This is a genomic window from Microbacterium capsulatum (assembly GCF_030865425.1).
GTDB lineage: Bacteria > Actinomycetota > Actinomycetes > Actinomycetales > Microbacteriaceae > Microbacterium > Microbacterium capsulatum.
The window spans coordinates 428,819-441,731 of sequence record NZ_JAVFCB010000003.1; the positions used below are offsets into that span (position 1 = coordinate 428,819).

General features: G+C 64.1%; 15 protein-coding genes and 1 pseudogene. 15 read left to right on the forward strand and 1 reads right to left on the reverse strand.

Features of this window, described 5'->3' with window-relative positions:
* Nucleotides 1–14 precede the first annotated feature (14 nt).
* The 5 genes and pseudogenes from RBR11_RS07400 to RBR11_RS07415 all read left to right on the forward strand — a co-directional run bounded on the left by RBR11_RS07400 (nt 15) and on the right by RBR11_RS07415 (nt 4,389).
* On the forward strand, nt 15–1,412 hold the full coding sequence (locus tag RBR11_RS07400; protein ID WP_308488679.1) for an ApeA N-terminal domain 1-containing protein: 1,398 nt from the start codon (nt 15–17) through the stop codon (nt 1,410–1,412).
* A gap of 73 nt (nt 1,413–1,485) precedes the next feature.
* Complete coding sequence (locus RBR11_RS18355) at nt 1,486–1,770, forward strand: helix-turn-helix domain-containing protein (protein WP_373889776.1); 285 nt, start codon at nt 1,486–1,488, stop codon at nt 1,768–1,770.
* A 359-nt stretch (nt 1,771–2,129) separates the two neighbouring features.
* Nucleotides 2,130–2,861, forward strand: coding sequence for a hypothetical protein (locus RBR11_RS07405; RefSeq protein WP_308488680.1), 732 nt, complete (start codon nt 2,130–2,132; stop codon nt 2,859–2,861).
* A 167-nt stretch (nt 2,862–3,028) separates the two neighbouring features.
* Nucleotides 3,029–3,510: pseudogene (locus RBR11_RS07410) on the forward strand (DDE-type integrase/transposase/recombinase); the annotation flags it as partial.
* Nucleotides 3,511–3,873: 363 nt separating this feature from the next.
* The gene (locus RBR11_RS07415) at nt 3,874–4,389 is read left to right on the forward strand and encodes a hypothetical protein (RefSeq protein WP_308488681.1); all 516 of its coding nucleotides are present in this window, start codon (nt 3,874–3,876) and stop codon (nt 4,387–4,389) included.
* Nucleotides 4,390–4,577: 188 nt separating this feature from the next.
* On the opposite strand, the gene RBR11_RS07420 is transcribed toward RBR11_RS07415, so the two are convergent.
* Complete coding sequence (locus RBR11_RS07420) at nt 4,578–5,537, reverse strand: NBR1-Ig-like domain-containing protein (RefSeq protein ID WP_308488682.1); 960 nt, start codon at nt 5,535–5,537, stop codon at nt 4,578–4,580.
* A 226-nt stretch (nt 5,538–5,763) separates the two neighbouring features.
* Here RBR11_RS07420 and RBR11_RS07425 point away from each other — a divergent pair, with 226 nt between their 5' ends.
* From RBR11_RS07425 to RBR11_RS07470, 10 genes are all read left to right on the forward strand, one after another.
* On the forward strand, nt 5,764–6,009 hold the full coding sequence (locus RBR11_RS07425; protein ID WP_308488683.1) for a hypothetical protein: 246 nt from the start codon (nt 5,764–5,766) through the stop codon (nt 6,007–6,009).
* Nucleotides 6,009–6,263, forward strand: a complete 255-nt coding sequence (locus tag RBR11_RS07430; protein ID WP_308488684.1) for a hypothetical protein — start codon at nt 6,009–6,011, stop codon at nt 6,261–6,263. Before RBR11_RS07425 ends, RBR11_RS07430 begins: the two co-directional genes overlap by 1 nt.
* Nucleotides 6,264–6,426: 163 nt before the next feature.
* A complete protein-coding gene (locus RBR11_RS07435) occupies nt 6,427–6,798 on the forward strand; it encodes a hypothetical protein (protein WP_308488685.1) in 372 nt (123 codons plus the stop codon).
* A gap of 175 nt (nt 6,799–6,973) precedes the next feature.
* A complete protein-coding gene (locus RBR11_RS07440; protein ID WP_308488686.1) occupies nt 6,974–7,609 on the forward strand; it encodes an MT-A70 family methyltransferase in 636 nt (211 codons plus the stop codon).
* Nucleotides 7,609–7,806: a hypothetical protein gene (locus RBR11_RS07445; RefSeq protein ID WP_308488687.1), complete on the forward strand. Its 198-nt coding sequence runs from the start codon at nt 7,609–7,611 to the stop codon at nt 7,804–7,806. Before RBR11_RS07440 ends, RBR11_RS07445 begins: the two co-directional genes overlap by 1 nt.
* A gap of 208 nt (nt 7,807–8,014) precedes the next feature.
* Nucleotides 8,015–8,227: a hypothetical protein gene (locus RBR11_RS07450; protein WP_308488688.1), complete on the forward strand. Its 213-nt coding sequence runs from the start codon at nt 8,015–8,017 to the stop codon at nt 8,225–8,227.
* Nucleotides 8,220–10,340 (forward strand): type IV secretory system conjugative DNA transfer family protein, encoded by a 2,121-nt coding sequence (locus RBR11_RS07455; RefSeq protein ID WP_308488689.1) that lies wholly within the window; start codon nt 8,220–8,222, stop codon nt 10,338–10,340. Before RBR11_RS07450 ends, RBR11_RS07455 begins: the two co-directional genes overlap by 8 nt.
* A 169-nt stretch (nt 10,341–10,509) precedes the next feature.
* A complete protein-coding gene (locus RBR11_RS07460; RefSeq protein WP_308488690.1) occupies nt 10,510–11,331 on the forward strand; it encodes a replication-relaxation family protein in 822 nt (273 codons plus the stop codon).
* An 18-nt stretch (nt 11,332–11,349) separates the two neighbouring features.
* Nucleotides 11,350–11,649, forward strand: coding sequence for a hypothetical protein (locus tag RBR11_RS07465; RefSeq protein WP_308488691.1), 300 nt, complete (start codon nt 11,350–11,352; stop codon nt 11,647–11,649).
* Complete coding sequence (locus tag RBR11_RS07470) at nt 11,646–12,464, forward strand: hypothetical protein (RefSeq protein ID WP_308488692.1); 819 nt, start codon at nt 11,646–11,648, stop codon at nt 12,462–12,464. Before RBR11_RS07465 ends, RBR11_RS07470 begins: the two co-directional genes overlap by 4 nt.
* The last annotated feature ends 449 nt before the right edge of the window (nt 12,465–12,913 follow it).

Genomic DNA, 12,913 nt, shown 5'->3' on the forward strand with positions numbered 1-12,913 from the left:
CATAGGGTCATGTCATGGCCGTGGATCAATTGGATTTCGGGGACAGCCTTGCAGGGCTGCTCGTCGATGGCGTCGACGAGCAGCCGTACGTCGCGGCGGTGCTCAAGATGACACGCGAAGAAGGCATCGTCCTTGAGGTTCCCTACCACGACGCTGCGGCGGAGTTCGCGCACGTCGCTACCTGGTTCGGAGCGCACACGCCGCCGGCGAACCTCGTTCTGCAGACCTCTGGCGGGGATGTCAGTCTTTTCGACCTGCAGTTCGCTGGCCGCGCCATGAGCATGGGAACGGGATCGGGCATCGGGCGACTCGCGCCACGTGCCACGGTCCTCGGACCACGGACCGTTCCCGTGAACGTTCCTCTTGCCCTCGAGCGCGTCGCGAGTCGACTCGACGGGCTCAACTTGTGGACAGGACTTCAGTCAGAGGAACGACAGGCCGATGCTGACGGCGAAGGCCGCACACAGCAGATGACGGTCACGCTGCGAAGCCCCAATGCGTTGTCCTGGCGCCAAGGAGACGCCACGCTCACGCTGCGTTCCAGCTGGCAGACTGTTTCCGGTCAGGACGGATATGAGCGGCACACCTCGGTGTCCGACAATGTCGTGGTCGAGAGCACGTTTGACGACGGGCCTCGCCCGTTCGCGGATCACTTCGTCGAACAGCGGAAGCTGGCAACCCTCTTGAGGCTCCTCTACGGGAGGCCTATCTCCTTCCGCCGTCACGAAGTTCGCGACGGGAGTTTTGCTGTCGACATCGGCACCGCGAGACCGTACGTGCCCACCCTTGAACTCATCAGCACGGCAACGGTGCGCGAACGGGAACGTCCGATTCCGACCCAAGGTGAGCTCGGGCTCCCCATAGCCTTCCTTGGCCAACTCGGCCCCGATGCCCTCGCCGCTTGGTCCGACAACTACGACGCTTGGAGCCGCTTCATCCTGCCCGCTGCGGCAATCTTCGGGCGGGCCGAGCCCTTCATCGAAGATGTCGTCAACTCGACCAACATGGCCATGGAAGCAGCAGGCCAGCACATCGGATTCCGCTCGGGAGAAGACGAAACCTATTCTGGGAAGAGGACGACTACCGCGACCTATGTGTACCGATGCCTCGATCTCCTGGGTCTCGATTGGGGAGACCGCATTGACGGCACCATCGGGCTGGCACGCGCGGTCGCCAACAGCTACAACACCATCAAGCACCCGGATCGCGGCGCCTACCCGGACATCACAGAATCAGCGATCGTGGCCAGAGTCGGCCGTTTGATTGTGCGGCTACTCGCTCTCCACGTCGCCGGCAGCGACGCCCTCCTCAAGGAACTGCGCGACGCGCGAGACGTTCTCCTCGTCCGACAAGACCTCATCGACTACGGGCTCCGCGTCGACCACGACGGCAATTGGATTCGAGATCAGTAGCCGTTGACTTGACCTCCGTTTTACCAATTTTTCTAGATTCTCACCAAGTCTTCTTGGTCTCAGGCTCGATTGAGTGCGAGAAGGTCCAGCGACAACGGCAGAGTGGGCGAGATTCGCCCGCGAACTCGCGCTGAACCTTCAGCGTCATCGGCACGCGGCGAATCTCACACAGGAGCAAGTCGCGGAGCGCGCCGGCATCTCGCTGTACGCGTACCAGACCTACGAACGCGGCACCGCTCAGGGGCAGCCGGTCAACCCGCGGCTCGCGACCGTGCTTGCCGTCGCTGAGGCACTCGATGTATCAGTGGAGAAATTGCTCCCATCGCCTCCTCGGCTCACCATGATTGCTGGCCGGTAGGCGGGCCAGCGCGGGAATTGAGGCGTCGATCAGATCGCACCACGACCTTGGCTAACGACTATGCCGTCGCGTCGCCTTATCGCTATCCGCGTAGTGCAGCAGCGACTGGCCACTGTGCACGCGGAGCCAGTGCAAGGTTCACTTGATGAACGGCCCGGAGCGCACCGTCTCCGCGGTTGTATTCGGACTGCGTTTAGCCACAACCGCCGAAATCAGGCGACTGGACCGTCGCCGACATCCCAAGCGACGGCCCGCGTGCAGCTCCGCAGGCGAGCCCAAGTCACTGCTACTGTTCAACCAGTATCGGCATCGAAGGTCGGAAGGCTGGGGAATCTGTGCGTCGTAGTTCCACTTTGCGGGTGCCCGCGGTAGTCGTGGCGTTCGCGTTCGGTGTCGCAGGGCTCGCGGGATGCGCATCCCAGCCCTCGGTGGCCGCAAACGCATCGACGCCGCAAGCGCACCCATCCACAGCTCCGACATCGGCGCAACCGGCACCGACACGGACAGCCGATACCGTTCCAAAGTTAGGCGTGCTACCGGATACTCTGAAGCCACTCCAGGGCATATCAATTGATCAATTCGCCCAAGAATCTCCTGACACCCGCCTCAGTTACCTTTTCGGGCTCTTTGGTGGCATGGATAATATTCGTGATTTTGCTGCTGATGCATATCGTGTATCACAGGATAAGAACGATATTCTACCGACAGTCATCTCTGATAGGAATACACCTCAGGAGATCTTGACAGTTACCGCTTACGGTGAAAGACTACCCCTTGCATTGAACGGTAGTGATCGTCAAAAAGCCGTACTGGCCGCTCTCGAAAGTGGCAATCAGTCTGTGCAGTGGCAAAATATGAACAAGGTGGTTACAAGCGATCCCGAAGGGATGACAGGTGGAGCGGTGGCCTATCAGAATATCATCTCTACACCCGAGTTGGTAGGCGCAACAGAGGTTGCAACGCTTCCAAACGGAGTCAAATATCGGGATTTGACAGTTAAGACAGCAGATGGAAGCAATTACACATCCCGTGTTTATTTCCATACAATTAGTTACGGTGGCCAATCGTTTGGCTGGTGGACACAAAGCTAGGGTAAACTGCAGACACGTCGATGAGACGGACATGATTCGAGCCGACCGCGTCGCCGGCTCGCCCGGCCAGGCTTGCGGATCGCTACCTCCAACCGATCGCTCGGTTTGTGCTCTTCCTTTAGGTGCCAGGTGGCCCGTTTCACGCGCCTCGTCAGCTCAATAAGCTTAAGCGCGGCAAGTCCAAACGGCCCGGTCCTGCCGTCCATGACGACCTGCGCGCCGTCGTCGACGAGCACGGCATCCTCCGGCACGATTTCACAGCCGACAAGCCGAACGAGCCGTGGTTGACAGACATCACCGAGCACCACACGGCGGAGGGCAAGCTCTACCTGTGCGCGATCAAGGACGCCTGCTCCGGTCGCATCGTGGGGTACTCGATCAGCTCCCGCATGAAGGCCCGTCTCGCCGCGGCGGCGCTCGACAACGCCGTGCAGATGCGCGGGAACGTCGCCGGCTGCATCGTCCACTCCGACCGGGGCAGTCAAGGCGAATTCAATTTCGCAGCCGAAGATTCCTGCGCGCGCTGGGCCGGCACCCGCTGGTCGGGTCGATGGGCCGTGTCGCGTCCTGCGGCGACAACGCCGCGATGGAACCGTTCTTCAGCCTGCTGCAGAAGAACGTCCTTAACCGCCGATCCTGGACCACCCGAGCAATAGCACCCCGAAGCCTCGCAGGTTCAGTTTGCATCGCCAGCCCCGCCTTCACCACAACCGGGCACCGACGGTTGGGGACGCAGTAGTAGGCGCGATTCACTGTCGAGGCGCATGCCGACACATCCGACAGGCCCTGATAGCGGCAAACGATGTCGATTCCACAACGTCGGTACAACCCCTGTGGATGCGGCTCGGCGATGGTGGCGGCCCATTGCCAGCCGAGCTCGTTCGTGACATAACGAGCAGGAGTCCTGCGGTCGAGCTGGGCGCTCTGCTCCGTAGCCGGATCGAAGCGCCACGCTCGACTCATTCTCGAGCCTGTGGCGCCCCCAGCCAAGACGAGAAGAGAGGACACTCCCATGCAACATGTTCCGGAAGAGTTGCCATCGCTGCCTTACGCGGGCCGGCCGTACCTGGAATACCTCCAGCATTGCCTACCGGAGGAATTGGCCCGTATCGCCGTAGCGCTTGCGCCACTCGCTGACCGAAGCGACGACGTGCACGATCTCCTCGAAGGCACCATCCTTCGTGTGGTCGACCGGCAGATCAGCCCGGTCAATCCGGAATACGGATTGACGCTCCTGAGGACGTTTGCCTCCTCAGCGGATCCGCAGATACGTGCCATGGCGACCTCGGTCATGGGTGGCGAGCTCGGCCGGGGTATCGACGAAGCGGAGCAGATTGCGTGGGATCAGCTCCTCCGTGACCCCGACGAAGACGTTCGCCGCATGACCTACGAGGTACTGTCCGAGTTGGTCGACGCTTACGCCAGCCCGGACGACGCCAACCGCGTCCGCGTTGGCGAGGCCACCGAGAAGGACGCGCTCTACATCAGGCTAGCGATTGCCCGGACGACATTCAGGCCAGACGAGTAGCGCTGAGAAGCCGTCCCGCCCCGGCCGGCCGAGGCATGACACTGCTCCCGCTGAACCTGAGGTTCGTGGTCGTAGCACCGTCACCTCGGTGAGCGGGGCAGTGTCATCCCTGACCGAATCTTGCCCCTCTCACGAGGGGCTTTCGTTTTGCCTGCCAAGCACCCTCGGTTGTCGATTTCCCGGGGAACTCAAGGGAGCTTGCGATCGATCGACGTGATCGGGCCCGTCTCGACGATGAGGGTCAACCCATGCGGGTACTTACTCGGAAAGTATTGGTTGCCATGTTCGTCGGTCATCTTGAACCGCACTTCCGAGAACCCCTGCACTCGTCCAGCGATGAATGACACGGTGAGATACACCGTCTGCCCGGGAAGGGTGTCGGGGATCGGGACCCAGGCTGGTGAGGAGGGGAAGGTCGGCCCTTGCGGCGTGACGCGCGTGAGCCGGCGTCCGTACCAGGGCACCTCCCCGATGTTCGTAACGGCCCAGATCTTGTCGAAGTGCTGCCCGTAACCCACCATGCTGCCGTCTGGGTAGTTCACGTCCGTGGCGGTCGACCGGTCACGCCGAGTACCGGAGCTGGCGGTGCCATCCTGCTTGTCCTCGAACTCGATCCCATACGCGCTTCGCTCGGCTGCCGCAACCCGGTCGTAGACAAGGCGAAACTCCTCGGGCGCTGCCTCGACCTGCTCGATGGCGGCGACCAGGCCCGCGCAGAACTCGTGCCGACGCAGCGCGCCGGGCTTGTAGCTAAAGAAGTCGCGACGGCCATCCAGTAGGGTGCGCTTGTAGGTCAGGTAGGCCCAGGTATCCCGGGCCTTTTTGGATGTGAAGTCGCCATCGAAGCGGCGGCCATTACCTTTGGCGATCAGATGCTGGTCGGCACGCCTCGGCAGCCCGTCCACATACAGGAACGCAGCCCCGCCGGCAGCACACGCCACCCAATCCCGTGACATGCCGTCGAGTTCCCCGAGGAAGGCGATGACACTGCGGATGAACTGCCGCAGGGCGGTATCGTCCACGTCCTCAGAGCCCGTCAGCATCGCCGCCAGGAGCGTGAGCTGAGGGCACCTCGCCGTCGTGAGCGCGGGATCAGCGCGGGCAGCGAACAGGTCACTGATCTCGTCCTGCCAGCGCCGGTGTGCCATGCCTGCAGGCTACCCCGCGCGAAAGCGCCCAAGTGCGAGCGGGATCGGGACTTCCAATCCGTTCCAACGGTTCATCCAGCCAGGTCCCTGCGACCAGCATCGTGCGATTCCTACCGTCGAATCAGCCCAGAAATCCTGGGTCATCTCTTCGAAAGGGGATCTTGTGAACAACTCGGAACTGCTTCCCGCCACGGGAAGTGCCCTCAGCCCGTCTGGGCTGAGCGGGATGTCCATGGGGCTGCAGCGTCAGACTCGTCGCGAAGTCGAGCGGGTGCAGTCCCGCGCTATTGTCGCCAAGCTCGCCGAGGACGGCCGCGCCCTCCTCACGAACACGGCCCTGGAACACGTCGGCGCCTTGACCGCGCTGGAGCAGCACCTCATCACTGTCGCGCCGCTCGGCGAGGCGCGCTACCGCGAGATCGTCGACAGTTACACCCTCGGCGCCGCCGCTGCGATCCGGCGGTGGGGCTGATGGACGGCCAGATCTCCTGGGCTGTGACCGGAACGCTCTGGACGTGGAAGGAGCGGGTGATGAATCTGATCATTCCGGGCCGCCGAGCCCACCAGGCCCGACTCGAGGCGGAACTCGACCGTAAGCAGGACGAGATGCGTCGCACCATTCTGCAGCTGGCGGCTGCGCTCGGCATGGAGTCCCATGAGGCCAGAAGGGCGCTCATCCGGGAGTCCTTTCTGGCCTCCGGCGGGGTTCCCCCGCGCTCGGATTAGCCGGCATCAGCACGACCCCGGGGTCGCCCAACAGACCGCCGCGCCGCGCGCCGGACAGTCCCATCCAACCGCGACTTGGCTGACAGACCTCGCCCCCGTGGTGAGGAAACAACAACTGAATAGGCGGCCGTTCGGGCTGCCAGACCTCGTGAAAGGAGGGGACATGCCAAAAAGACCATCACCAACGAAGAGGAGGGCTCAGGTCGGCGGGCTCCTCTGGGTTCGGAGCATTCACGACCAGCGGGCACCCGATGAGCTGGGCGGCCAGACCGTGGAAGAGCAGGAGCGCCTCGTGCGCGAGCAGATGGAACGAGACCACCGCTCGCCCGACCGCATGCTCTACCGGATCGGACCGGCCGCAGTTGATTCGAATGACCTGCTGGAGATCTTGCTCGGGATCCTCGAGCAGACGCGGATCCAGCACGTCTTCGTCGCCGGCGCTATCTACGCGCAGTGCTCAGAAGACGAGCTCATGGAGCATCGCTACGTGCTGCTACGACACGGCTTCATGCTCACCATCTGCGACGACGAATGAGGTCCGGCCGTACCCGTCGCATCTCTCGCGGCGGGTACGGCCACCCACGCGGTCGCTGTAGTTGCCACAACGCTCGCGACCGGAATATTGACCACCCGCGCCGACTGGCGCATAACCAATCCTCGCCATGGCCCACCAACCACGCCTCGTGGGCCGGAGGAAGGAGCACTTTCACATGACCATCAACGAAGCAAGCGCCTCACCCACAGCGGGAAAAGAACCGAGCGGAATCTACGACGTCATCCTCTCGGACGTGCCCTGGCGCGGACAGTCTGGCGAGAAGCACTACGACACGATGTCGATCGATGAACTGCTCGGCATGGCTGACGCGGTCAAGTCCGTAGCCGCCGACAACTCCTGGCTGTTCTTCTGGACGACCAAAGGGCTGCACACCGAGGCCGAAGCGATCATCAAAGCCTGGGGTTTCGACTATGCCCAGGGCGACTGGATCACTTGGGGCAAGTTGAACAAGTTCGGCTTCGGTCGTCACAAGACCGGCCTCCGGCGCGCAACTGAAGACCTGCTCGTCGCGACCCGCGGGTCGGTCACGGCGGCCAACCGCAACGTCCCCGACTTCCTCGTCTACCGAGTGGGACGGCATTCGGAAAAGCCGCATGCGCAGTACGCCTACATCGACGACATCGCCGGGATGAACGTCCGCCGACTTGAGCTCTTCGCACGCCACAAACAGCCCGGCTGGGACGCCTGGGGCAACGAAGTTGACTCCGACATCTCGCTACTTGAGTTCGGGTATCCAGTGCCGTCCGACTTCACGCGCGCGATGCGTGACAACGGGGACGGTGATGACTGATGGCCGACGAGATTCCCCGCGGACTTGCGGAACGGTTCTTCCGCCTCTGCCTCTACCTGCTGGGTGGTGCACTGGCGCTCTGGGCAACCGTCTGGCTGATCGGGCAGTTCTGGGGCTGGCTGCTGATCATCGGCATCATCGCAGCTGTCTTGTGTGTCGCGGTCGCCGTGTACCGCTATTGGTGGGGTCGGTGGTGACAACCATGAGCACGTTTACCCCTGTTGCGATGTTGTTTTCTCGACAACGGCCGTCAAAAGCACTTGACAACGCTTGCGTTCGAGTTCATAACAGGCGCCATCGCGCCAATTCGGCCTCTGCAAGTTGGCGATCCCACCGTCCTTCCGCGTCCGCCGTGCGAACCGTTGATCCCCGCCCGAAAGCCGGGGACAGGAAGGAGGTTCCCTCATGACGAACCACCGTTCGACGCGTCGCTATCGCAAGACCAGCGGCCGCCGTGCCTGGGTCTTCTCGGAACTCAACCATGATCTGCGTCCGGAGCAGGTGGCACGCATCATCACCGCGGCCGGCCTCGAGCAGGCGCGCCGCGAAGCCGAAGCTCGCGCCTCCCACGAATCCGAGGGGCCATACAGCACCGAGCAGGGAGGGGACCATGCCTGAACTCGTCTTCACCAAGCTCCACTTCTCCCGCCCGATCACGCAGCACACCATCGTCGACGCGCTGACGCGTCTCACGAGCACCGATGTTCCCCGCCCCGTCATCCTCGAGCTTCACGCCGAAGAGGACGGCATCAGGTACATCTTCGGGTGTGCGCCGACGGCCGTTCAGCGCCTCAAGCGGCTCCTTCGGGGCTACTTCCCCGGCGCCTCCTTTTCGGCCACCACACGGCCCGACGTGGCCGCTGTCAGCCGCGTCGTCGCCCACCCGGCGGTGGTACCGCTGGAAGCCGATCCGGAGCAGGTCGTGGCATCCCTCTACCAGGCGCTCGCCGCCCGGCGGGGCGCAGAACACGTCGCCCTTCAGGTAGTGCTCGGACGGACTCACGCTGCCCGCACGCTACCGCCGAAACTGTCCGACCCGTTTCAGCAGTTCGCCTCGATCATGCTCGACGGCGCCCGCACGGCATCGACGGATGCGCGGAAGCGCATGGAGCAGCGAACCTCCAGCCCGACCCTGGCGACCACGGTCCGCGTCGGCGTCACGGCCGACACGCAGAAGCGCACGGCGTCCCTGATCTGGGAAGTCTTCGGAGCCCTGCAGCTGATGGAAACGCCCGGGGTCCGGCTCAGCCTCAACCACGACACTTCCTCGCACTGGCAGTCGGGCACCGGCCGCGCCGCCTTCGATCTGTCCGCCGCCGAGCTCGTGCCGCTGCTCGGCTGGCCAATCGGCGAGCGAGATTACCCGGGCGTGCCCGGCCTTCATCCGCGGCTGCTGCCGGTGCCGGAGATCGTCAGCCGGACGGCCTCGGTCTTCGCCACCGGCACCGCACCGGGCTCGGAACGCCTGATCGGCATCGATCCGAAGAGCCGGCTCCAGCACCTCGTCGCGCTCGGCCCCACTGGCTCGGGCAAGTCCACCTTGCTGGAACACCTCATCCTCTCGGACATCGCCGCCGGTCGCGCTTGTTGCGTCATCGAACCGAAGAAGCAGCTGGTGGACCGCATCCTCGACACCGCACCGCTCGAGACGGCCGGGCGGATCGTCGTCCTCGACGCCACGGATAGGGACGCGCCGGTCGGGTTCAATCCGCTGGATGTCGGCGACCGTGACCCGGACATCGTCGTTGACGGCATCCTCGCCGCCCTGGCCGCCGTGTTCCACGACACCCTCGGACCTCGGACCGAGTACCTGATCCAGGGAGCCCTGCTGTCTCTCGCCAGGGCGGGGCAGAGACGAGGCGTCCCCTACACGCTGATCGATCTGCCGCGCCTACTCACAGATGACGCCTTCCGCCGCCCCGTCGTCGCCGCGGTGCAAGACGACCCAACACTCGCCGCGTTCTGGGCCGAGTACGACGACATGCGTCCGGCTCAGCGGGCGGCCGTGATCGCCCCCAGCCTCAACCGGCTCCGTAAGATCGTGCTGCGTCAGCCGCTGGTCCGGGTGCTCGGTCAATCGCAGCCACGCTTCAGACTGCGCGACATCTTCCGCGACAAGAAGACCGTCCTGGTACCGCTGAACGACGCGCTCCTCGGGGAAGGGGCATCCAAGCTCCTCGGCAGCCTGATCGTCGCCGAACTGTTCCTCGCCACGACCGAACGCGCCGCGGAGAAGGACCCGATGAAGCGTCCCGGGATGATCTTCATCGACGAGGTGCAGAACTACCTCCATCTGCCCGTGTCCATCGAGAACGCCATGAGCGTCTTCCGCTCCTACGGGGTCGGCGTGCACGTTGCCCACCAATACCGGGAGCAGCTTCCCGCCGGGATGCGCAGCGGTCTCGACGCGAACGCCGGCAACAAGATCTGCTTCGCGCTCGACACCGACGACGCGCAGGCGATGGCAAAGCGCGCCCCCTCGCTGACGGCCTCGGACTTCGAAAGCCTGCCGAAGCATCACATTTACGCCCGCCTCATCGCCGGGACCATCCCAACCACCTGGTGCTCTGCCACCGTCCTGCCGCCCGCACCGTTGCTTGGTCATGCCGATGCGATTCGCGAGGCCAGCCGCGAGCAGTTCGGTGCGCTCCCGGCGATTGAGACCCCCAGCGAGACAGCAACAGTAGAGCAGGCGCCGCGGCGGTCTCACCAGAAGGCGAGGCAGGCATGAGCACCGCGACGTGGCTGAATGAGTATTCGTTTCGGTGTTCCGGTCGGCGTTCGCGTCACCAGGAACACCCGCCGCCAACTCCCCCGGATTCTTGGCGCGTTCTACCGCTTTCAGCAAGGGACTCCCGCTGCGTCGCAGCGGATCACGGCCAGCCTTCTGGAAGGCTCGCATGAGCGCCCGGCACACGAGGGATCTCGGGTTTCACCTCACCGAGCGGGACATCCGCATCTTGGAAGACCTGGAACGGTTTCGGCTCCTGACAACGAGGCAGATCCAGCGACTCCATCTGCCCGTTCGACCGTTCGGGGAATCCGTCAGCGCCAGCGCGGCCACTCGTGGAACCACCCGGATCCTCACGCGCCTCGAAGCGCTGAAGGCCGTCGCGAGACTCGAACGACGCATCGGCGGGCAGGAGCACGGCTCCGCCCTCACGATCTGGCAGCTCGGGCACTCCGGCGAACGGTACCTGCGGCTCCGTCGAGGAGACACCTCCCGCACCCAATACCTCGAACCCGGGCGGCCCTTCGCCACGCACATGCTGGCCGTCGCCGACGTCGCGGCCATGCTCCGCGAACACGCGAAAGCCGGCCACTTCGATCTTCTCGAGCTCCAACCCGAAACAGCCTGCTGGCGACCCTTCACTGGCCCCGGCGGGCAGGCGCTCACGCTCAAGCCCGACCTGTTCGTCGTCACCGCCGATCGGATCACCGAGACGTACTCGTTCGTCGAAGTAGACCTCGGCACCGAGCACCTCCCCGCGGTGCTGCGCAAATGCCGCCTCTACCAGCAATACGAGCGCACCGGCATCGAACAAGCGGCCCGCAGCGTGTTCCCGGCCGTCGTCTGGCTCGTTCCCACGACCAAGCGGGCGGTGGTGATCCACGACGCCATTGCTGCGGACCGGACCCTCGACCCGACCCTGTTCTGGATCCTGCCCGCCGAGCAGGCGCTCGACCAACTCGCCCCGTACGCGGGCACGCACACCACGTAATCCGAAAGGAGGAATCTCATGAACTCATCAACCACCACGACCATCCCCGCACCGGACGAAACCGAGCGCGCCCGCCAGCTCATCGAGCTCGGCCTCGCCGTGGATCCGGAAGCACGGTCACAGACGCTCGCGCGGCTCATCGCCGCCAGCCTCCACCAAGGCCCTGACACGGCACTCGGCCGATTCGCCTCCACCGGGCAGCTCGACCAGCAAGCCTGCCTCGACGAACTCAACCAGCTGCGCGTGCCGTTCGAACAGGAAGCCTGGATCGATGCCTTCGGCAGGTTCGTCCTCTTTAGCGCCGGAGGCCGCTCATGAACGAGCACGAACCCACCTACGAGGCACCCGAAGCGCTTGGAACGGAAGCACCCGACTGGCGACGACTCGAGGTCGCTCGCGGCCGGTTCATCGACCGGGTCGCCAACGGCATCGCCGAAGCACTGGCTACGCACACCGAAATCACGCTCGGCACCGCGCGGTGCATCGCTCACGTTCTCGGCCGCGCCTACGGTCGCCAGTCACACCTCGCCGATTTCGGGCGTACCGGAGAAGGGACGTACCTCGACCTGCGAGACGAGTACCTCGCGCTGTATGCGAACAACCGAGCGGATCCGATCACCAAGGAATGGATCGACTGGCTCGGCACCTACCTCGTGCAACGCGAGAACGTCGGCAGCGGGCGCCGCTTCATGAACGAGCATCTTCCGCCGAAGCTCGACCAGCTCCTCGTAAGCACCAGCCTGCCCGTGGGCGGCGAACGCTATCTGGTCAACATCCCCGCCGACTGGGACAGCGGAAAGGTCGACGGTGTGATCGAGCTCCTCACCGACCTTCGGCTGCCCGAAGACGAAGCACTTCAAGTGTTCCTCGGGCTTCCGGACGTCAGCGTCGGTTGCGACAACATCATGGAGCGCTTCAACGAGGCGTTCGCCGGCATGTACCCCGACGAGGAAGCAGCACTAAGGGCGCTCAGCCCATTCGGTGAGTGGGAACAGGAACTCGTCGACTGGTGCATCGACCACGGCATCGAGGCGGAGGCGCTCGAGTGGAACCTCGCACCGATCCTTCTGCGTCTGGCCGACCTCTACGACCTCGTCGAGCGGGAAGGTGCGCTCTATGCCTTCGCCAAGTAGACGCGACGAGGCGCGCCAGAACATGGGCGGTCGCCCCGCAAAGAAGAGACAGGTAGACGTCACCAAAGACCGTTGGGAGGCGCCTCGAATGCGTCGTTTGGCACGCGTCGCGCTGGCTGCGGCCGACCTCCAGCAACGAGCCGACGAGCACACCGAAGAGAGCAGGGAGGCGCCGCGTGGATCATGACGAGCGAGGTGAAAACTACATCGCCGAGTTGCTCGGGGGTCGAAGCGCTGAGTACGCGGTGGAACTGCCAGAACTGCTGGACTTCAATGGCGGAACGAGCGTTAATCCGGAGGACCAACCCGAAGGAGAAGCGCCCGTGCCCCCAATATCAACCGAACCCCAGCCACGAACCAGCCCGACACTGACGCCTGTCGCGGGTCTTGAACACCTGTTCGCGGAGATCGACGCGGCCTCCGGGACGCCACCGCTCATATCAACAGCA

Excerpts from the sequence above, each read along its gene's own strand:
- RBR11_RS07400 (WP_308488679.1), top strand. The coding sequence starts at position 15 with ATGGCCGTGGATCAATTGGATTTCGGGGACAGCCTTGCAGGGCTGCTC.
- RBR11_RS07415 (WP_308488681.1), top strand. The coding sequence starts at position 3,874 with ATGCAACATGTTCCGGAAGAGTTGCCATCGCTGCCTTACGCGGGCCGG.
- RBR11_RS07420 (WP_308488682.1), bottom strand. The coding sequence starts at position 5,537 with ATGGCACACCGGCGCTGGCAGGACGAGATCAGTGACCTGTTCGCTGCC.
- RBR11_RS07425 (WP_308488683.1), top strand. The coding sequence starts at position 5,764 with ATGTCCATGGGGCTGCAGCGTCAGACTCGTCGCGAAGTCGAGCGGGTG.
- RBR11_RS07430 (WP_308488684.1), top strand. The coding sequence starts at position 6,009 with ATGGACGGCCAGATCTCCTGGGCTGTGACCGGAACGCTCTGGACGTGG.
- RBR11_RS07435 (WP_308488685.1), top strand. The coding sequence starts at position 6,427 with ATGCCAAAAAGACCATCACCAACGAAGAGGAGGGCTCAGGTCGGCGGG.
- RBR11_RS07440 (WP_308488686.1), top strand. The coding sequence starts at position 6,974 with ATGACCATCAACGAAGCAAGCGCCTCACCCACAGCGGGAAAAGAACCG.
- RBR11_RS07445 (WP_308488687.1), top strand. The coding sequence starts at position 7,609 with ATGGCCGACGAGATTCCCCGCGGACTTGCGGAACGGTTCTTCCGCCTC.
- RBR11_RS07450 (WP_308488688.1), top strand. The coding sequence starts at position 8,015 with ATGACGAACCACCGTTCGACGCGTCGCTATCGCAAGACCAGCGGCCGC.
- RBR11_RS07455 (WP_308488689.1), top strand. The coding sequence starts at position 8,220 with ATGCCTGAACTCGTCTTCACCAAGCTCCACTTCTCCCGCCCGATCACG.
- RBR11_RS07460 (WP_308488690.1), top strand. The coding sequence starts at position 10,510 with ATGAGCGCCCGGCACACGAGGGATCTCGGGTTTCACCTCACCGAGCGG.
- RBR11_RS07465 (WP_308488691.1), top strand. The coding sequence starts at position 11,350 with ATGAACTCATCAACCACCACGACCATCCCCGCACCGGACGAAACCGAG.
- RBR11_RS07470 (WP_308488692.1), top strand. The coding sequence starts at position 11,646 with ATGAACGAGCACGAACCCACCTACGAGGCACCCGAAGCGCTTGGAACG.